Annotated in this window: 22 protein-coding genes; 19 read left to right on the forward strand and 3 right to left on the reverse strand. The window is 40.8% G+C overall.

Annotated elements, in window-relative coordinates:
• Nucleotide 1: 1 nt before the first annotated feature.
• From E2R31_RS08035 to E2R31_RS08065, 7 genes are all read left to right on the forward strand, one after another.
• Nucleotides 2-361 carry a S1 RNA-binding domain-containing protein gene (locus tag E2R31_RS08035; RefSeq protein ID WP_000689611.1) on the forward strand — a complete coding sequence of 120 codons (360 nt, stop codon included), beginning with the start codon at nt 2-4 and terminating at the stop codon, nt 359-361.
• Between the two features lie 32 nt (nt 362-393).
• Nucleotides 394-1,140, forward strand: coding sequence for a tRNA1(Val) (adenine(37)-N6)-methyltransferase (locus E2R31_RS08040; protein WP_084948896.1), 747 nt, complete (start codon nt 394-396; stop codon nt 1,138-1,140).
• Nucleotides 1,130-1,414, forward strand: a complete 285-nt coding sequence (locus E2R31_RS08045; RefSeq protein WP_084948895.1) for a GIY-YIG nuclease family protein — start codon at nt 1,130-1,132, stop codon at nt 1,412-1,414. Before E2R31_RS08040 ends, E2R31_RS08045 begins: the two co-directional genes overlap by 11 nt.
• Before the next feature lie 85 nt (nt 1,415-1,499).
• The gene (locus E2R31_RS08050; protein ID WP_084948894.1) at nt 1,500-2,435 is read left to right on the forward strand and encodes a manganese-dependent inorganic pyrophosphatase; all 936 of its coding nucleotides are present in this window, start codon (nt 1,500-1,502) and stop codon (nt 2,433-2,435) included.
• 85 nt (nt 2,436-2,520) lie between these two features.
• On the forward strand, nt 2,521-3,033 hold the full coding sequence (locus E2R31_RS08055; RefSeq protein ID WP_132973880.1) for a YiiX/YebB-like N1pC/P60 family cysteine hydrolase: 513 nt from the start codon (nt 2,521-2,523) through the stop codon (nt 3,031-3,033).
• Nucleotides 3,017-3,667 carry a DUF1803 domain-containing protein gene (locus E2R31_RS08060; protein ID WP_125449487.1) on the forward strand — a complete coding sequence of 217 codons (651 nt, stop codon included), beginning with the start codon at nt 3,017-3,019 and terminating at the stop codon, nt 3,665-3,667. Before E2R31_RS08055 ends, E2R31_RS08060 begins: the two co-directional genes overlap by 17 nt.
• Nucleotides 3,668-3,768: 101 nt before the next feature.
• A complete protein-coding gene (locus E2R31_RS08065) occupies nt 3,769-3,969 on the forward strand; it encodes a CsbD family protein (RefSeq protein WP_000051179.1) in 201 nt (66 codons plus the stop codon).
• A gap of 36 nt (nt 3,970-4,005) precedes the next feature.
• Here E2R31_RS08065 and E2R31_RS08070 read toward each other — a convergent pair whose 3' ends face one another.
• Entirely contained in the window at nt 4,006-5,451 is a 1,446-nt protein-coding gene (locus tag E2R31_RS08070; RefSeq protein ID WP_132973882.1) for a UDP-N-acetylmuramoyl-L-alanyl-D-glutamate--L-lysine ligase, read from the reverse strand.
• A 105-nt stretch (nt 5,452-5,556) separates the two neighbouring features.
• Here E2R31_RS08070 and E2R31_RS08075 point away from each other — a divergent pair, with 105 nt between their 5' ends.
• Nucleotides 5,557-7,179, forward strand: coding sequence for a putative polysaccharide biosynthesis protein (locus E2R31_RS08075; protein ID WP_132973884.1), 1,623 nt, complete (start codon nt 5,557-5,559; stop codon nt 7,177-7,179).
• Nucleotides 7,180-7,288: 109 nt separating this feature from the next.
• Here the strand turns inward: E2R31_RS08075 and E2R31_RS08080 are convergent, their stop codons facing one another.
• Nucleotides 7,289-7,654, reverse strand: coding sequence for a DUF3397 domain-containing protein (locus E2R31_RS08080; RefSeq protein ID WP_025168386.1), 366 nt, complete (start codon nt 7,652-7,654; stop codon nt 7,289-7,291).
• Between the two features lie 91 nt (nt 7,655-7,745).
• On the opposite strand from E2R31_RS08080, the gene mnmL reads away from it, so the two are divergent.
• The 7 genes from mnmL (at nt 7,746) to E2R31_RS08115 (ending at nt 13,733) form a co-directional block, all read left to right on the forward strand.
• Complete coding sequence (mnmL, locus tag E2R31_RS08085) at nt 7,746-8,684, forward strand: tRNA modification radical SAM protein MnmL/YtqA (protein ID WP_000867020.1); 939 nt, start codon at nt 7,746-7,748, stop codon at nt 8,682-8,684.
• A 1-nt stretch (nt 8,685) separates the two neighbouring features.
• Nucleotides 8,686-9,243: a tRNA 5-(aminomethyl)-2-thiouridylate-methyltransferase MnmM gene (gene mnmM / locus E2R31_RS08090; RefSeq protein ID WP_000828444.1), complete on the forward strand. Its 558-nt coding sequence runs from the start codon at nt 8,686-8,688 to the stop codon at nt 9,241-9,243.
• Complete coding sequence (locus E2R31_RS08095) at nt 9,236-9,490, forward strand: hypothetical protein (RefSeq protein WP_000361094.1); 255 nt, start codon at nt 9,236-9,238, stop codon at nt 9,488-9,490. Before mnmM ends, E2R31_RS08095 begins: the two co-directional genes overlap by 8 nt.
• A gap of 11 nt (nt 9,491-9,501) precedes the next feature.
• Nucleotides 9,502-11,556, forward strand: a complete 2,055-nt coding sequence (locus E2R31_RS08100; RefSeq protein WP_084948884.1) for a cation:proton antiporter — start codon at nt 9,502-9,504, stop codon at nt 11,554-11,556.
• A gap of 29 nt (nt 11,557-11,585) precedes the next feature.
• The gene (locus E2R31_RS08105; RefSeq protein ID WP_084948882.1) at nt 11,586-12,470 is read left to right on the forward strand and encodes a YihY/virulence factor BrkB family protein; all 885 of its coding nucleotides are present in this window, start codon (nt 11,586-11,588) and stop codon (nt 12,468-12,470) included.
• 89 nt (nt 12,471-12,559) lie between these two features.
• The gene (locus tag E2R31_RS08110) at nt 12,560-13,012 is read left to right on the forward strand and encodes a MarR family winged helix-turn-helix transcriptional regulator (RefSeq protein WP_125837564.1); all 453 of its coding nucleotides are present in this window, start codon (nt 12,560-12,562) and stop codon (nt 13,010-13,012) included.
• Between the two features lie 13 nt (nt 13,013-13,025).
• Complete coding sequence (locus E2R31_RS08115) at nt 13,026-13,733, forward strand: B3/B4 domain-containing protein (protein WP_132973886.1); 708 nt, start codon at nt 13,026-13,028, stop codon at nt 13,731-13,733.
• A gap of 61 nt (nt 13,734-13,794) precedes the next feature.
• On the opposite strand, the gene queA is transcribed toward E2R31_RS08115, so the two are convergent.
• Entirely contained in the window at nt 13,795-14,823 is a 1,029-nt protein-coding gene (gene queA, locus E2R31_RS08120) for a tRNA preQ1(34) S-adenosylmethionine ribosyltransferase-isomerase QueA (protein WP_132973888.1), read from the reverse strand.
• Between the two features lie 147 nt (nt 14,824-14,970).
• Between queA and E2R31_RS08125 the strand changes: the two genes are divergently transcribed.
• From E2R31_RS08125 to E2R31_RS08140, 4 genes are all read left to right on the forward strand, one after another.
• Nucleotides 14,971-15,678: a glucosamine-6-phosphate deaminase gene (locus E2R31_RS08125; protein WP_132973890.1), complete on the forward strand. Its 708-nt coding sequence runs from the start codon at nt 14,971-14,973 to the stop codon at nt 15,676-15,678.
• Nucleotides 15,679-15,782: 104 nt separating this feature from the next.
• A complete protein-coding gene (locus tag E2R31_RS08130) occupies nt 15,783-16,400 on the forward strand; it encodes a class I SAM-dependent methyltransferase (RefSeq protein WP_132973892.1) in 618 nt (205 codons plus the stop codon).
• Nucleotides 16,401-16,413: 13 nt separating this feature from the next.
• Nucleotides 16,414-17,034 (forward strand): Type 1 glutamine amidotransferase-like domain-containing protein, encoded by a 621-nt coding sequence (locus E2R31_RS08135; protein ID WP_132973894.1) that lies wholly within the window; start codon nt 16,414-16,416, stop codon nt 17,032-17,034.
• A 126-nt stretch (nt 17,035-17,160) separates the two neighbouring features.
• Nucleotides 17,161-17,718, forward strand: coding sequence for a hypothetical protein (locus E2R31_RS08140; protein WP_132973896.1), 558 nt, complete (start codon nt 17,161-17,163; stop codon nt 17,716-17,718).
• The last annotated feature ends 21 nt before the right edge of the window (nt 17,719-17,739 follow it).

The raw sequence follows: 17,739 nt of genomic DNA on the forward strand, positions 1-17,739 counted from the left end.
GATGAAAATCGGTGATAAGCTAAATGGGCGTATTACAGGAATCCAGCCCTATGGTGCCTTTGTCGAATTAGAGACAGGGGTGATTGGGTTGATCCATATTTCAGAGATTCGGACAGGATTTATCGAAAATATCTATGAAGTTTTGAAAATTGGTGAAGAAGTGCAAGTTCAGGTTGTTGATTTAGACGAATTTTCAGGTAAAGCTAGTCTATCTATTCGCACTCTGGAGGAAGAAAAACACCAACTACCAAGACGGAGACGTTTTTCAAATGATCGTATCAAGCACGGTTTTGCACCACTTGGGCGAATGATGCCAATCTGGACAAAGGAAGCCCTCAACAATCTGAGAGAGAAAAACTAGTCTATTAGATTTCGTATTTTTAAAATCAATATATGGAAGAACAATTATTAAAACCAGGAGAGCGAATCAATCAGCTCTTTTCGACAGATATCAAGATCATTCAAAATAGAGAGGTGTTTAGCTATTCGGTGGATAGTGTTCTCTTGTCACGCTTTCCTCGCTTCCCTAAACGGGGCTTAATTGTGGACTTTTGTGCTGGAAATGGTGCAGTGGGACTTTTTGCTAGTTCACGTACTCAGGCGCGGATAATATCTGTAGAGATTCAGGAGCGCTTGGCAGATATGGCAGAGCGTTCGGTTCAGTTGAATGGCTTGGAAGAGCAGATGCGAGTCATCTGCGATGATTTGAAAAATATGCCTGCCCACATTCAGGGAAGTAAGGTAGATATGATTTTGTGTAATCCGCCTTATTTCAAGGTGGATCCATATTCCAATCTCAACGAGAGTGAACACTACCTTCTGGCCAGACACGAAATTGCGACTAACTTAGAAGAAATTTGTCGAAGTGCTCAGAGTATTCTCAAATCCAATGGACGTTTGGCCATGGTTCATCGTCCAGATCGGCTCTTGGATATCTTAGACATGCTTCAACGCCACAATTTGGCACCTAAGCGCCTGCAATTTGTCTATCCTAAACGAGAGAAGGAGGCCAATATGCTCTTAATCGAAGCTATCAAGGATGGATCGACAAGTGGCTTCAAGGTCCTGCCACCACTCATTGTTCACAATGATGATGGTTCTTATACGCCAGAAATTCAAGAGATTTACTATGGATCATAAGGCCTATATGTATGTGGTGGAGTGCCGTGACGGTTCTTACTATACGGGCTATACAACGGATGTGAAGAGGCGCCTTGCCGTTCATAATAGTGGTAAGGGAGCCAAGTATACCCGAGCTCGCTTACCAGTCAAACTCGTCTATGCAGAAGGCTTTGCCAGTAAGGAAGAAGCCATGTCTGCGGAGGCTCTCCTCAAACGCAAGAAACGTCCACAGAAAGAACGATTTTTATCTGAAAATCAAGAGAAAAATCTAGTCAATCATATTGATATCTAATGAGGAGTCCTTTGGCTCCTCTTACTTTTGTCAAAAAAGGAAAAAAGTGCTAAAATAAGATGAATAAATTTAAAGAGGTATTATCATGTCTAAGATTCTAGTATTTGGTCATCAAAATCCAGACTCAGATGCCATCGGGTCATCTGTAGCCTTTGCCTATCTTGCAAAAGAGGCTTATGGATTGGACACGGAAGCAGTAGCTCTCGGTACTCCAAATGAAGAAACAGCTTTTGTTTTGAACTATTTTGGTGTAGAAGCACCGCGTGTTATCACATCTGCTAAAGCAGAAGGTGCAGCGCAAGTTATCTTAACTGACCACAATGAATTCCAACAGTCAGTGTCAGATATCGCTGAAGTAGAAGTTTACGGAGTTGTGGATCACCACCGTGTGGCTAACTTTGAAACTGCAAGTCCGCTTTACATGCGTTTGGAACCAGTTGGATCAGCCTCATCTATCGTTTACCGCATGTTTAAAGAACATGGTGTAGCAGTTCCTAAAGAAATCGCAGGTTTGATGCTTTCAGGTTTGATTTCAGATACCCTTCTTTTGAAATCACCAACAACTCACCCATCTGATAAAGTCATCGCTCCTGAATTGGCAGAATTAGCAGGCGTGAACTTGGAAGAATACGGTCTTGCTATGCTCAAGGCTGGTACTAACTTGGCTAGCAAATCTGCTGAAGAATTGATTGACATCGATGCTAAGACTTTTGAACTCAACGGAAACAAGGTCCGTGTTGCCCAAGTTAATACAGTTGATATTGCTGAAGTCTTGGAACGTCAAACTGAAATCGAAGCAGCAATGCAAGCAGCTAATGCAGCAAATGGCTACTCTGACTTTGTCTTGATGATTACAGACATCGTAAACTCAAACTCAGAAATCCTTGCTCTTGGGTCAAACATGGACAAGGTCGAAGCAGCATTTAACTTCAAACTTGAAAACAACCACGCTTTCCTTCCAGGTGCTGTTTCACGTAAGAAACAAGTGGTACCTCAGTTGACTGAAAGCTTTAATGGCTAATAGCTTGAGTGATAATTGAAACGTGGAAACACTTGTTTCCATATAGCTAAAGGGGTTTCGGCTCCTTTTTTTCTAGGAGAGGAAGATGTTAGAAAATGGCGATTTGATTTTTGTGAAGGACCTTTCAGACATGGGGCAGGCCATCCAGGCTTCTACTGGGAATTATAGTCATGTAGCCATCTTTTTGGACGGTTTCATCTACCATGCTAGTGGGCAAGCTGGTGTCATCTGTCAAGAACCAGATGAATTTTTTGAACCGACTCATCTCTACGATCTTTATGTCTATCCAGAGCTGGAAGTTGACTTGGTAAAGGAGAAAGCATGCCAGCATCTAGGTGCTCCTTATAATAGCTCGTTTTATCCAGATGGGTCTGGTTTTTACTGCTCCCAGTACATCGCTGAAATCCTACCTATTTTTGAAACTATTCCGATGAAATTTGGGGATGGGGAGCAGGAGATTAGTGATTTTTGGAGGGAATATTACAGGGAACTCGAACTTCCTGTGCCCCTGAATCAACCAGGGACCAATCCCAGTCAGTTGGCAGCATCCCCTCTTTTAGAATGTAAAGAAAGGAATCTTCATGATTCAAATTTTTAATCCCTCCCGTTTGACTCGACAGCCATTTTTTATAGATTTAGTGGACTATCTGGACCAGCATGACGATGTGATCCTTCGAGAAATCAAGGCTCAGTTTCCAGATGTGGCAGTTGATAAACTCATGGAAGAGTATATAAAGGCAGGCTTGATACTAAGGGAAAACAAACGCTATTTTCTCAATCTCCCCTTTTTAGAATCTACGGAGGATTTAGCCCTTGACCAAGAAATTTTTATCAGAGAGAGCAGTCCAGTCTATCAAGCCTTACTGGAGCAGAGTTTTGAGACGGAATTGCGCAATCAAACCAATGCTGCCATTTTAGTCGAACGTACGGACTTTGCAAGAGAAAAGATGACCTTATCCAACTATTTCTACAAGGTCAAGCACCAATCTCCTTTGACAGAAAAACAGCAGGAACTCTATGCCATTTTGGGAGATGTCAATCCTGAGTATGCCCTCAAGTATATGACGACCTTTTTACTGAAGTTTCTCAAAAAAGACCAACTGATACAGAAACGTCGTGATATCTTCGTTGAGAGTCTAGTCGTCTTGGGCTATGTTGTGCAAAACGAAGAAGGGAAGTATGAGTTGGCTGTTGATTTCGACAAGGAACGGTTGACTTTCTATTTACCTTAATTGCTTGCTTTTGAGCAGATTATTTGACTTTACTAAAGAATAAGCATAAACTGAATGTAAGCGATAACGTTTATCGTATTAAAAGCAAAGGAGACAGAGCTATGTCACTTGAAAATAAATTGGATCAAGCAACTGGTGCTATCAAAGAAGGATTTGGTAAAGTTACTGGCGATAGCAAGACAGAAGCAGAAGGTACTGTAGAAAAAACAGTTGCGAAAGCAAAAGAAGTTGTTGAAGATGCTAAAGGCGCTGTAGAAGGTGCCGTTGAAGGTCTTAAAAATTCATTTAAGAAAGAAGACTAAAAAAATCAAGGGAATGTTTTCCTTGATTTTTTGATTTTATAGATAACGTTCTGCGATGGCTGCGTCCCCAGGATAGTCTTCTTTCTTTCCTTGGACAATCTGGTAGCAATCAGCTCCCTTACCAGCAATAATCACGGCATCGAGTTCTTGATTTGTGATGGTCATCGCTGTCTTGATAGCTTGTTCACGATCGGCAATCTTTTCAACGGGATGACTGATATAGCTGCTGATTTCTTCAGCAATGGCCATTGGATCTTCATAGTTGGGGTCATCAGCAGTCAGAAAGACTTGAATTTCAGGATGTTGATCGAGGAGAAGTCCAAAGTCTTTGCGACGACTTTCACCCTTGTTTCCAGTCGAACCGAGAACCAGAGCGATCTTTCCAGTTTGATGGGTTTCAACAACAGAAATCAGTTTTTTCAGACTATCGCCATTGTGGGCGTAGTCGATGAAGACCTTGGCTCCATTTTTCTGTGTGAGGACTTCCATACGTCCAGGGACGCGGGTTGTAGCGATTCCTTTTTTGATATCCTCCAGACTAGCACCTAGACGGAGGCAGGCAAGTCCTGCAGCGACTGCATTTTCTTGGTTAAAGTGACCGATGAGTTGAATATCATAATCTCCAGCAAGTTTACCAGTAGCTGAAAAGCTAAAAGCTCTGGAATTCTCGATTTGGTTACTTGACTGGCTACCATAGAAGTCATGTTCTTGATGTTCCACTTGTTCCTTCAGTACAGAGAAGTGGTCCATGTCGCTGTTAATAACAACTGCTCGGCTATTTTTCATCAAGAGACGTTTGTGGTAGAAGTAATCTTCAAAACTAGGATGTTCAATTGGTCCGATATGATCAGGGCTGATATTGAGGAAAACTCCTACATCAAAAGTCAGACCATAGACTCGTTTGACCAGATAGGCTTGACTAGAGACTTCCATGATGAGATGAGTTCTACCATTCTTAACAGCCTGATCCATCATATCAAAGAGATCAATGCTCTCAGGAGTTGTGAGGGCAGATTTAAAGAAGGTCTTACCATCTAAGGTTGTATTCATGGTAGACAGCATAGCTGGGCGATGGTGTTGAGCTAAGATGTTATAGGCAAAATAGGTCGCTGTTGTCTTACCCTTGGTTCCAGTGAAGGCGAGAATTTTGAGTTTTTCTTGTGGATTGCCATAAAATCCCATAGCAATCAAACTCATGGCTTTTTTGATATCGTTCACAATGATGACGGGGATACCGACTTCGTAGTCCTTTTCTGCGACATACCAAGCTAAGCCTTGGCTTATAGCAGAAATGAGGTATTCTTTTTTAAAGGCAGCGCCTTTTGCAAAAAAAAGAGTGCCTTCTTTTACTTTTCTGCTGTCGTAACTGATACTATCAAAAACAACTTCGCTGTAGTTGTAGTGGTAATGACCTTGGTCAATAATCTCACGAAAAAGGCCATCTTTCTTTAATATATTTAATACGGTTTCAATCTTAATCATACTTTCTATTATAAACTTCAAGTCTGAATTTTACAAGTAACAAGGAAAAGTTTATAATGGAAGATAGGGAACTTTTCCTAGTTATCAAAATTGAATGAGGAAGCTATGTCTAACGAAAATAATCACCAGCAAGCCCAGATGTTGCGAGGGACTGCTTGGCTAACAGCTAGTAACTTTATTAGTCGCCTCCTTGGGGCTATCTATATTATTCCCTGGTATATCTGGATGGGGACTTATGCCGCCAAGGCAAATGGTCTCTTTACCATGGGCTACAATATTTATGCTTGGTTCTTGCTGATTTCGACAGCGGGTATACCTGTTGCGGTCGCCAAACAAGTGGCTAAGTACAATACCATGCGAGAAGAAGAGCATAGCTTTGCCTTGATTCGGAGTTTCCTAAGCTTTATGACGGGCTTGGGCTTAGTCTTTGCTTTGGTCTTGTATCTCTTTTCTCCCTGGTTAGCAGATTTGTCAGGTGTGGGGAAAGACCTGATTCCCATCATGCAGAGCTTGGCTTGGGCGGTCTTGATTTTCCCATCTATGAGTGTTATCCGAGGTTTCTTCCAAGGGATGAATAACCTGAAACCCTATGCTATGAGTCAAATCGCCGAGCAGGTGATCCGTGTTATCTGGATGTTGATGGCAACCTTCTTCATTATGAAGATGGGTTCTGGTGACTATTTAGCAGCCGTTACCCAATCGACTTTTGCAGCTTTTGTGGGGATGGTGGCAAGTTTTGCAGTCTTGATTTATTTTCTTTCCAAGGAGGGACTGCTCCAAAAGGTATTTGAAACACGGGATAAGATCAATAGCAAGCGACTCTTGGTTGATACCATCAAGGAAGCCATTCCCTTTATCCTGACAGGATCAGCCATCCAGCTCTTCCAGATTTTAGACCAGATGACCTTCATCAATAGCATGACCTGGTTTACCAACTACAGCAATGAAGACTTGGTTGTCATGTTTTCTTATTTCTCTGCCAATCCTAATAAAATTACTATGATTTTGATTTCTGTCGGTGTCTCGATTGGAAGTGTCGGTTTGCCACTTTTGACGGAAAATTATGTTAAAGGTGATTTGAGAGCCGCTGCTCGCCTGGTTCAAGATAGTCTAACCATGCTCTTTATGTTTCTTTTACCAGCAACAGTTGGGGTCGTCATGGTAGGGGAGCCTCTCTATACAGTCTTTTACGGGAAGCCAGATAGTCTGGCCATGGGCTTGTTTGTCTTTGCGGTTTTGCAGTCTACTATCCTAGGCTTGTATATGGTTTTGTCTCCTATGCTTCAGGCCATGTTCCGCAATCGCAAGGCAGTTCTTTACTTTGTCTATGGTTCCCTTGCCAAGTTAGTCTTGCAGTTACCAGCTATTGCCATTTTCCACAGTTACGGTCCCTTGATTTCTACGACTATCGGACTTATCATTCCAAATGTCTTGATGTACCGAGACATCTGCCAAGTAACGGGTGCTCGTCGAAAGATAATCTTGAAGCGAACTATCTTAATTACCATTTTGACACTGGTCATGTTTATTCTGGTTGGTTTCCTACAGTGGATTTTAGGATTTTTCTTCCAACCAACGGGACGCTTCTGGAGTTTCCTTTATGTAGCCCTCATCGGAGGTCTCGGGGGAGGGCTTTATGGTTTAATGAGTCTTGGAACTCACCTATTGGATAAGATTATTGGTAAACCTCAAGCAGACCGCCTACGAGCAAAATTTAAACGATCTTAACAAAATAGATTTATAACTAAAAGAAAAGCTAGCTCCTTGTTAAGTGTCTGGGTTAGCTGACACTTAATTTCCATAAATTAAAATCCCTAGAATCAGTTGTTCTAGGGATTTATTGGGGTGTGAGCATCATTAATTCTACAATCATAGCGATATAGAGGACTAAGGTTAGGAGAAAACCTGCTCTCCAGAAGAATTTGATAAATTTAGGGTAATAAAAACTTCGTTTTTTGAGTAGGAAAAAGACAACTAGGAGGATTGCTAGGAGAGAAAGTGCAACACCAAGTCGTGGCAGAAAGTTGTGGGTAAAGGCTTTTGCAGTGATAAGATAATACTCGAATACCAAAAGTGGAAAAGCTAAATCTGCAAAGTTCAGTCCTAGTTTTTTCAGTTTAAAAAGTTTTGTTACAATGATGGAGACCACGAGGGTTAATACCAACAATAAAGTAGCTGCTATTTTCATTAAAATCATACCCATATTGTATCATAAAAAATCATTAAAGGAAACGAGAAACAAGGGAATCTGTAGGAAAGTCAGGCTTTTGAGATTGTGGGTGATTTTTGTTATAATGAAAGTTATGAAATCTTATAATACCTTGAATGATTATTATCGAAAACTCTTTGGAGAAAAGACTTTTAAAGTTCCTATTGATGCGGGATTTGACTGTCCCAATCGGGATGGAACTGTAGCTCATGGGGGCTGTACCTTTTGTACGGTTTCAGGTTCTGGAGATGCCATTGTAGCACCAGATGCCCCTATCCGTGAGCAATTTTATAAGGAAATCGACTTTATGCACCGCAAGTGGCCAGATGTTAAAAAGTATCTGGTTTATTTTCAAAACTTTACCAATACCCATGAAAAGGTGGAAGTGATTCGGGAGCGATATGAGCAGGCTATCAATGAGCCAGGTGTAGTAGGGATCAATATCGGAACACGGCCAGACTGTTTACCCGATGAAACCATCAAATATTTGGCTGAGTTATCGGAGCGCATGCATGTGACGGTAGAATTGGGCTTACAGACAACCTTTGAAGCAACCTCTGACCTGATTAACCGTGCTCATTCTTATGAATTGTATGTTGAAACAGTAAAACGCTTGAGGAAATATCCCAAGATTGAGATTGTTTCCCATTTGATTAATGGCTTGCCCGGTGAGACTCATGAGATGATGGTCGAAAATGTCCGCCGCTGCGTCACGGATAATGATATTCAAGGAATTAAACTGCACTTGCTCCATCTCATGACCAATACGCGTATGCAAAGAGATTACCACGAAGGACGCTTGCAACTGATGAGTCAGGACGAGTATGTCAAGGTTATCTGTGACCAGTTGGAAATCATTCCTAAGCATATTGTCATCCATCGAATCACAGGAGATGCACCTAGAGATATGCTGATTGGTCCCATGTGGAGCCTCAATAAATGGGAAGTGCTAAATGCTATTGAAACTGAGATGCGCCGTCGTGGAAGTGTGCAAGGATGCAAGGCTGTAAAACAGGAGTTTTAAAATGAAAAGACCACTTGAGATGGCACATGATTTTTTGGCTGAGGTTGTGACTCAGGATGATATCGTAGTGGATGCGACCATGGGCAATGGACATGATACGCTTTTTTTAGCCAAGTTAGCCAAGCAAGTCTATGCCTTTGATATCCAGGAGCAGGCTTTGGAGAAGACGCAAGAGCGTTTGTATCAGGCTGGAATGACAAATGCCCAGTTAATCTTGCAAGGTCATGAGACGCTTGACCAGTTTGTGACAGAAGCTAAGGCAGGGATTTTTAATCTGGGTTATCTGCCTTCTGCTGACAAATCTGTCATTACACAACCTCAGACTACTATTGAAGCTTTAGAAAAGCTGTGCCATTTGCTTGTCAAGGGGGGACGGATTGCCATTATGATCTACTATGGTCATGAGGGAGGAGACATTGAAAGGGATGCTGTTTTGGACTTTGTTAGCCAGTTGAACCAACAAGAGTGTACAGTTGCCATTTATCGGACTCTCAACCAAGTTAACAATCCACCGTTTTTAGTTATGATTGAAAAATTAGAAAGGTATAGACATGGATAAACAATACCTTCGTGAGAAGCTAGAGGCTATGCGCCAAAATTTTGTCGAGTCAACGCATCACGAGCGAGCAGTCGGGGTGCTCGACGAAGCACATATGAGCAAGAAAATGCTTAAAATTAAGAAAAAATTAGTGGCTCTTGAAATGGAACGATGCCAGAAAAAAATTGAGCACAAAGACTGTTCTAAGATTGATCAGAAAATCCAAGAGCAAAAGGAGATTTTTGAATCTTGTTGTAAAAAAGATTAAGGAGGAATTGTGTGGAATTACTCATTTACTTGATTCTATTTTTATTTGTCTTAATCATTTCAACCACGACCAATAAACTTCTCCCTTTTTTGCCCCTTCCTCTTGTGCAAATCCTTTTAGGGATTGGGATTGGCTTATTTGTTCCCGATGCGGACTTTCATCTCAATACAGAGCTGTTTCTGGCCATGGTTATTGGTCCCTTACTTTTCCGGGAGGCAGAAGAAGCAGATATTACATCTGTTTTAAAACACTGGCGCATCATTGTCTACTTAATCTTTCCAGTGATTTTCATCTCGACCTTGAGTTTGGGAGCCTTGGCTCATTTCCTTTGGCTCAGTCTTCCCTTAGCTGCCTGTTTGGCTGTTGGGGCAGCGCTTGGTCCGACGGATCTGGTAGCCTTTGCTTCTCTTTCTGAGCGTTTTCGTTTTCCAAAACGGGTATCCAATATTCTCAAAGGAGAAGGACTTCTAAATGATGCTTCGGGCTTGGTAGCCTTTCGAGTGGCACTGGCTGCATGGACAACTGGCGCTTTTTCCCTCAGTCAGGCTGGAACATCCCTAGCACTTTCAATCCTTGGTGGTTTTGCAGTCGGTTTTGTGACGGCAATGATCAATCGTTTCTTGCATACATTTTTACTGAGTGTGCGAGCGACTGATATAGCGAGTGAACTCTTGCTTGAACTGAGTTTGCCTCTCATGACCTTCTTTATCGCTGAAGAAATCCATGTTTCAGGGATTATCGCAGTTGTAGTCGCAGGTATTTTGAAGGCCAGCCGCTTTAAGAAAATTACGCTCCTTGAGGCTCAAGTAGACACCGTGACGGAGACCGTCTGGCACACAGTGACCTTTATGCTAAACGGATCAGTCTTTGTTCTCTTGGGAATGGAATTAGAGTTGATTGCAGAGCCGATTCTGTCTAATTCTCTCTACAATCCCTTTCTTTTACTACTTTCAGTTGTCGTTCTGACCTTCTTGCTTTTTGCGATCCGCTTTGTCATGATTGCTGGTTTTTACTTTGTGAGAACGCGTCGACTTAAGAAAAAAATTCATAAGTACATGAAAGATATGCTTCTTTTAACCTTCTCTGGTGTTAAAGGGACAGTATCTATCGCGACCATTCTCCTCATACCAAGTCATTTGGAGCAGGAATACCCTCTGTTACTCTTCCTAGTAGCAGGCGTTACACTATTAAGCTTTCTAACAGGTTTACTGGTCCTCCCTCACTTATCTGAGGAACAAGAGGAAAGCAAGGATCATTTGATGCATATTGCGATTCTGAATGATGTAGCTGCAGAATTAGAAAAAGAGCTGGACCATCACAAGAACAAACTTCCTCTTTATGCAGCTATTGATAATTATCATGGTCGGATTGAAAACCTCATCCTTAGTCTGGAAAACAAGAGAGTCCAAGAGGACTGGGAGTCCCTCAAGCTTCTTATCTTGAGTATTGAGAGTGACGGTTTGGAGCAAGCCTACGAAGAAAATAGAATCAGCGAGCGTGGCTATCGAGTTTACCAACGTTACCTAAAAAACATGGAGCAGAGTATCAATCGGAATTTCGCTTCTAGAGTGACTTATTACTTCCTAGTTTCTTTACGGATACTGCGCTTTCTACTCCATGAAATGTTTACCTTTGGCAAAACTTTCCGTAGTTGGATGAATGAAGAATCTCGTAAACTACTAGCAGTTGACTATGATCAGATTTCAGAGTTGTATTTGGAAAATACAGAGCTGATTATCGAGAGTTTGGAAAACCTCAAAGGGGTTTACAAGAGTTCTCTGATTAGCTTTATGCAAGAATCTCGTCTACGCGAGACGGCCATTATCGGAAGTGGTGCTTTTGTTGAGCGGGTTATCAATCGCATCAAGCCAAACAATATCGATGAAATGCTACGAGGCTACTATCTCGAACGCAAGGCAATCTTTGAATACGAAGAAGCTAAACTGATAACAGCCAAGTATGCCAAAAAACTACGCCAAAATGTGAATAACTTAGAAAATTATTCTCTGAAAGAGGCCGCAAATACCTTACCTTATGATATGCTAGATTTAATCAGAAGAACTTAGATGATGAAGAAAATGACGGAGGATGGGATATGAAAAAGTGGTGGAAGGAGCTATTGGATAAGCCCTTATTGAAAGCTTTTTTGCATTATTATCAAGCATCTGATAGCGAGTTGACTAGTGTCGCTGTTGCCTACTATTGGTTGATTTCAATCTTTCCTTTGCTAATGATAATGGTCAATATTTTGCCTTATTTTCAGATTCCGGTCTCAAATTTCTTACTGACGATCAAGGAATTTTTGCCCGATACGGTGTATGATGTGGTCGCCAAGATTGTCCGAGAAGTTCTGACTCAACCATCAACTGGTTTGTTGAGTTTTGCCGTTTTATCTGCACTCTGGACCTTTTCGAAATCAATGGATTTCCTTCAAAAAGCTTTTAACAAAGCCTATGGGGTGACCAAGAGTCGAGGAATTATCTCCCATCAGTTGATGAGTCTACTTGTTAGTTTCGGCTTGCAGATCCTTTTTGCCTTTGCCTTGTTTTTGAGTATGTTTGGTCGTATGTTGCTCAACCTCCTCAAAACTTACTGGCAATCAGACAGTTCGCTATTTTCCTACCTGCAAGATTTTACAGGTCCTCTGGTCTATGCCTTGATCTTTGCCATTCTAGTCATGATTTACTATTTTCTACCAAAAGTAAAAGCACCACGAATCCGCTATGTTTTACCAGGAAGTATCTTTGTCTTGCTGACTCTTGTCTTTTTATTGAATATCTTTTCTGCTTATTTTAATAACTATGTCAATCACCTAGTGGACGTTCGCTTTTTCAGTTCCATTATCGTGGTAGTGATGATGTTCTGGTTTATTCTTATTGCAAAGATTTTGATTATCGGAGCAGTTATCAATGCCAGTGTACAGAGTTTGAAGGATCCAAAGTTTAGTGATAACACATTCTTTTTAAAAAATGAAGAATAAAAAAAGACGCTTTGTTTTCAAAGTGTTTTTTTATTGCATTTGCAACAAAAATGTGCTATTCCATCATCATAGATGCGAGAGGTGGAAACATGTCGTTATTACGCGAAATCGGAATTATAGCTCGTGCCCTAGATTCTATTGCTAATATTGAGTTTCGTGATATTGAACTAGCTCGTGGGCAATACCTTTATTTAGTACGAATCAAGGAGAATCCAGGAATCATTCAAGAAGCCTTGTCGGATTTACTAAAGGTTGACCGTTCGACAGTTGCTCGTTCAGTAAAAAAACTGGAAGAAAAGGGGTTAATAAAACAAGGAATGACCAGTACAAATCGGAAAAATAAAGAGTGGTTTGTCACTGAAAAAGGAGATGCACTTTATCCTTTTATCCTTGCTGAACATCACTATTCAGAGAATTCTGCCCTAAAAGGATTTTCTAGGGAAGAGGCCAGGGAACTGGAGAGCCTACTAATTCGGGTTAGAAAAAATATTACTAGTGATTGGGATATGGTCAAAAAAGGCCAGAAAAGAAATTATTTATAATAAGAGGTGAAAGATGAAAGTTATCGTTGAAAATGAATTTTGGAGCTTGTTTCCAGAAGCACAGATTAGCGTTTTAGTAGTAAAGGGATTAGATAATATAGTTGATGAAAGCAAGGATCCCTATTTCAAAACCTTGCTAGATAAGGGAGCTAAACGAGCTGAGGATTTCATTTCGGATGAAAATTTTACTCAGAATGATGTCATTCAAGAATGGCGTCAGGCTTTCAGCAAGTTCAAAACGAAAAAGGGTGCTCGTTCTTCGATTGAAGCCTTACTTAAGCGGGTCAGTCAGGGAAGAGAGTTCAATCCCATCAATCCCTTGGTAGACATCTACAATAGTGTCTCTCTATCTTATGCGGTTCCCTGTGGTGGCGAGGATGCGAACAAGATTGTAGGCAATCTTCATCTTGGTCAGGCCAAGGGAGGAGAACCTTTCTTTCCACTAGGAGCTGAAAACGATGCTCCTGCACTTCCAGAAGAGCTGATCTATTATGATGATGAAGGAGCGGTTTGTCGCTGTCTCAACTGGAGAGAGGCGCAGAGAACCATGCTGACAGAAGAGACAAAAGATGCTGTCTTAGTGATTGAAGCGATCAATGGTGAACAGGCGGCGCGTGCTCGGGCTGCCATGGAAGAATTACAGGACTTGGTAAAGGACTACTTTGGTGTTCAAGGCAAACTGATTCATTTAACTTCTGAGTCCCCAGAAATTACACTTTAAACAGAAATAGCCCCGTCATCTCTTAGGAATAAACTATCCTAAAGAAATAGCGGAGCTATTTTTAATAGATAAACATGGCATCACCGAAACTGAAGAAACGGTAGTGTTCTTGAATAGCGTGCTGGTAAGCATCTAAGACTAAGTCACGACCTGCAAAGGCAGAAACCAACATGACGAGAGTTGATTTTGGCAGATGGAAGTTGGTTGAGAAAGCATCGACAACCTTCCATTCGTATCCAGGTTTGATAAAGATATTGGTCCAACCAGAATCTGCTTGGATTTGCCCATCAAACTTGGAACCGATGGTTTCCAGTGTGCGGATCGAAGTAGTTCCAACAGCAATAACACGACCTCCATTTTCCTTGACAGAGCGAAGGGTGGCAGCTGCTTCCTCAGAAAGTTGGTAGAATTCGGAGTGCATTTCGTGTTCGTCCAGATTGTCCACAGAAACAGGTCTAAAAGTTCCTAAACCAACGTGGAGAGTCAAATAAACCAAATGGACACCCTTGGCTTGGATTTCTGCTAGCAGTTCTTTGGTGAAGTGGAGGCCAGCAGTCGGTGCAGCAGCAGAGCCACTTTCCTTAGCGTAGACGGTTTGATAACGTTCACGATTATCCAGTTTTTCATGGATATAAGGTGGCAGTGGCATTTCACCGAGACTTTCCAAAACTTCTAGGAAAATTCCTTGGTATTCAAAGCGGACAATGCGGCCCCCGTGGGTCAATTCTTCCGTAACTACAGCGCTGAGGCGACCATCACCAAAGCTGACGCGAGTGCCGACCTTGAGGCGTTTGGCAGGTTTGGCTAGGACTTCCCACTCATCACCGGCAGTATTTTTGAGAAGGAGAAGTTCCACATGGCCTCCTGTTTCTTCCTTTTGACCATAAAGGCGAGCAGGGAGAACACGGGTGTCGTTCATAACAAGAGCATCGCCAGGTTCCAACATATCAATAATAGAGTGGAAGTGTTTATCCTGAAACTCTCCCGTTTCTCGGTTTACGATGAGGAGTTTAGAGGCATCTCGTTTTTCAAGTGGTGTTTGGGCAATCAATTCCTCAGGTAAGTGGAAATCAAAATCAGCTGTATTCATATATCTGTTCATTCTTTCTAAGTTCTAATCCTATCCATTATAACATGTTTCAAGTTTGGACGCTCTTTTTTTGGAAATTAAATCGTTTTCACTTGACAAAAATTGGTCTATACCATATAATGAATATAGAAATATGGAGGATATGAAATGAAAGTTATTAAAGTTGAAAATCAAGTCGAAGGTGGAAAAGTAGCTTTTGAGATTTTGAAGGAAAAGTTGGCCAATGGTGCTCAAACATTAGGACTTGCGACAGGGAGCAGTCCGCTTGAGTTTTACAAGGAAATCGTTGAGAGTGACCTTGATTTTTCAAATTTAACCAGTGTGAACCTTGATGAGTATGTAGGGCTTGACGGAGACAATCCTCAGTCTTACCGTTACTTTATGCAAGAACACTTATTTAACCAAAAACCATTTAAAGAAAGCTTCTTACCCCGTGGGATTAAGGACAATGCTGAAGCTGAGGTAGAACGTTACAACCAAATTTTGGCTGATCATCCTGTTGACCTGCAAATCTTGGGAATCGGTCGCAATGGTCATATTGGCTTTAATGAGCCTGGTACTCCATTTGACAGTCAAACGCATCTAGTCGAACTTGACCAGTCTACAATCGAAGCCAATGCTCGTTTCTTTGATAAGATTGATGACGTCCCAACTCAAGCCATTTCAATGGGGATTAAAAACATCTTGGATGCCAAGTCAATTATTCTCTTTGCTTACGGTGAGTCGAAAGCAGAAGCAATCGCTGGAACAGTGTCTGGTCCAGTGACTGAGAAACTCCCAGCAAGCAGCCTACAAAACCACCCTGATGTGACCATTATCGCTGATGCAGAAGCGCTCAGCTTGCTTGAAAAGTAAAATTACAAGAACCACTTGCTCTTTGGAGTGAGTGGCTTTTTACTTCAAATGTTCACTATCCTGCTAAAGTGGTATAATATAGCTATACAGGGGAGGCTCGAACTTTGATTTATATAATCGGTTTTATTTGTTTTTTACTTTTAATGTTACTGTTTAGTCGCTTAATTCAGCAATCAAAAAACCCTTCGGGCTTTCTAGGAAAACGAATGATGAAATTGTGGAATAGAGCCTACCTTCCCATGTTTGTATGGGCAATTCGTTATCTGGATAGAACATCTTACCCTGCAATCTTAGATGTAGGAGTTGGAAACGGCCGTTCAACCATCCTGCTGAAAAAAACCTTTCCGCAAAGTACCATAACTGGAATCGATATTTCAGATACTGCAATAGCTCAAGCCAAACAGATAGAGATGACTAATCTAAATTTTGAACGAAGAGATGTTAGGGAGACAGGTTTTTCTGATGAAAGTGTTGATTTAATCACAGCTTTTCAAACTCATTTTCATTGGCAGGATTTAGAGGCTTCTTTTATGGAACTTCGAAGAATACTCAAATCAGACGGGATGCTCTTACTGGCTTGTGAATATAACAAGTTGTCTTACTTTTTACCAGAGGTCCAAAACGAAGAAGCATTTAGACGATTCTTGTTATCAGTAGGCTTTGAGCTCATAACTAGTCAAAGAAAGGGATCGTGGATCCTTTATAAAATTATCAAACATTAATGGAGGTACAATCATGAAACAATTATTTTTATGTTCATATTTTGCTGGTGTCAAAAATCTTTTTAGTGATTATGTAAAGGAAAAAAATCTAGAAAAAAAGGCTTTATTTATTCCTACCGCTGGGAACAAAGAGGACTATACTGCCTATATTGATGAGGCTCAGCAAACATTCAGAGATTTAGGATTTGAGATAGAGGTTCTAGATATTGCTTCTTGTGATCGAGAAACTGCTCAGGCAAAGATTTTCCAAAGCAAGATTCTTTATATCTCAGGCGGGAATACCTTTTATTTATTACAAGAATTAAAGAAAAAACAACTCCTATCTCTTATCAAAGAGCAAATAAGAGATGGGCTGGTCTATGTGGGAGAATCAGCAGGAGCTATCATTACAGCCAAGGATATTGACTACAATAAACTCATGGACGACAAGACGGTAGCGACAGAGTTATCTGATACAGCGGGATTAGATGAAGTGGATTTTTACATACTTCCACATTATGGTGAGGAACCTTTTACTGATAGTAGTCAGAAGACCTTTGAAACATATAAAAATCAGCTGGAATTGCTACCACTTCATAACCACCAAGCAATTATCGTTAACAATGAGCAAATAGATATCTTAACAATAGAATAAAGATAATAAAGATGTGGTTGGAAGAACATTAATATTTTACCACTAAAATGATTAGAGGTTGATAACTCACTTAGCGAGAATTTGTTATGGATGAATTAATTTTACGAATTCAAGGAGAGAAAAGTTATGAAAATAAAAACGTTAGATAAAATAGGTGGGTTTATATTCTTGTTTCTAACGATTGCTATCATTGCCGTTTTTTTATCAGATACGAACTTCTTTGAGTGGGCGTTTACTAGACACCAGAATACTCTGAGTTGGTATATTCGCCCTCTCTTTATTATTCCAATTGTAATGGGAGCTTATAAAAAATCCTATAGCCTGATTTTCTTTTCTATATTTTGCTTATTCACTAGTATGTTCTGGTTCCCAAAGCCGGAAATAGTTGATGTAAAAGTAATTGAATTTTTGAATTTTGAGAAGACTTATTTAACGAGCGGATGGAGTATTGAAAAAATTATCATTCTGGCGATGATTCTAGCATTTTTTACGGCGATTATATCCTTAACATGGAGTAGACGTTGGTATGGATTATTAGCAACGGTAGTAATTGGAGCGTTTCTGAAGGTTGCCCATAGTCTTTTATTTAGTGGAGGAAGTGGCATATCGATTGTGCAACCAGCGATTTTGGGCTTGATTCTCTGCATCTTAGTGATTTATTTCATCTTCAAAAGAAAAAAGTAAAAAGAATAAAAGTTTATGGTT

It is taken from the genome of Streptococcus downii (genome assembly GCF_004353325.1).
GTDB lineage: Bacteria > Bacillota > Bacilli > Lactobacillales > Streptococcaceae > Streptococcus > Streptococcus downii.

Bases quoted from the DNA above. Each gene is read 5' to 3' on its own strand.
- queA (WP_132973888.1), bottom strand. From the start codon at position 14,823: ATGAATACAGCTGATTTTGATTTCCACTTACCTGAGGAATTGATTGCC.
- E2R31_RS08110 (WP_125837564.1), top strand. From the start codon at position 12,560: ATGTCGTTATTACGCGAAATCGGAATTATAGCTCGTGCCCTAGATTCT.
- E2R31_RS08095 (WP_000361094.1), top strand. From the start codon at position 9,236: ATGGATAAACAATACCTTCGTGAGAAGCTAGAGGCTATGCGCCAAAAT.
- mnmL (WP_000867020.1), top strand. From the start codon at position 7,746: ATGAAAGTTATGAAATCTTATAATACCTTGAATGATTATTATCGAAAA.
- E2R31_RS08105 (WP_084948882.1), top strand. From the start codon at position 11,586: ATGAAAAAGTGGTGGAAGGAGCTATTGGATAAGCCCTTATTGAAAGCT.
- E2R31_RS08070 (WP_132973882.1), bottom strand. From the start codon at position 5,451: ATGATTAAGATTGAAACCGTATTAAATATATTAAAGAAAGATGGCCTT.
- mnmM (WP_000828444.1), top strand. From the start codon at position 8,686: ATGAAAAGACCACTTGAGATGGCACATGATTTTTTGGCTGAGGTTGTG.
- E2R31_RS08050 (WP_084948894.1), top strand. From the start codon at position 1,500: ATGTCTAAGATTCTAGTATTTGGTCATCAAAATCCAGACTCAGATGCC.
- E2R31_RS08115 (WP_132973886.1), top strand. From the start codon at position 13,026: ATGAAAGTTATCGTTGAAAATGAATTTTGGAGCTTGTTTCCAGAAGCA.
- E2R31_RS08075 (WP_132973884.1), top strand. From the start codon at position 5,557: ATGTCTAACGAAAATAATCACCAGCAAGCCCAGATGTTGCGAGGGACT.
- E2R31_RS08140 (WP_132973896.1), top strand. From the start codon at position 17,161: ATGAAAATAAAAACGTTAGATAAAATAGGTGGGTTTATATTCTTGTTT.
- E2R31_RS08040 (WP_084948896.1), top strand. From the start codon at position 394: ATGGAAGAACAATTATTAAAACCAGGAGAGCGAATCAATCAGCTCTTT.
- E2R31_RS08060 (WP_125449487.1), top strand. From the start codon at position 3,017: ATGATTCAAATTTTTAATCCCTCCCGTTTGACTCGACAGCCATTTTTT.
- E2R31_RS08080 (WP_025168386.1), bottom strand. From the start codon at position 7,654: ATGGGTATGATTTTAATGAAAATAGCAGCTACTTTATTGTTGGTATTA.
- E2R31_RS08125 (WP_132973890.1), top strand. From the start codon at position 14,971: ATGAAAGTTATTAAAGTTGAAAATCAAGTCGAAGGTGGAAAAGTAGCT.
- E2R31_RS08055 (WP_132973880.1), top strand. From the start codon at position 2,521: ATGTTAGAAAATGGCGATTTGATTTTTGTGAAGGACCTTTCAGACATG.
- E2R31_RS08135 (WP_132973894.1), top strand. From the start codon at position 16,414: ATGAAACAATTATTTTTATGTTCATATTTTGCTGGTGTCAAAAATCTT.
- E2R31_RS08035 (WP_000689611.1), top strand. From the start codon at position 2: ATGAAAATCGGTGATAAGCTAAATGGGCGTATTACAGGAATCCAGCCC.
- E2R31_RS08045 (WP_084948895.1), top strand. From the start codon at position 1,130: ATGGATCATAAGGCCTATATGTATGTGGTGGAGTGCCGTGACGGTTCT.
- E2R31_RS08065 (WP_000051179.1), top strand. From the start codon at position 3,769: ATGTCACTTGAAAATAAATTGGATCAAGCAACTGGTGCTATCAAAGAA.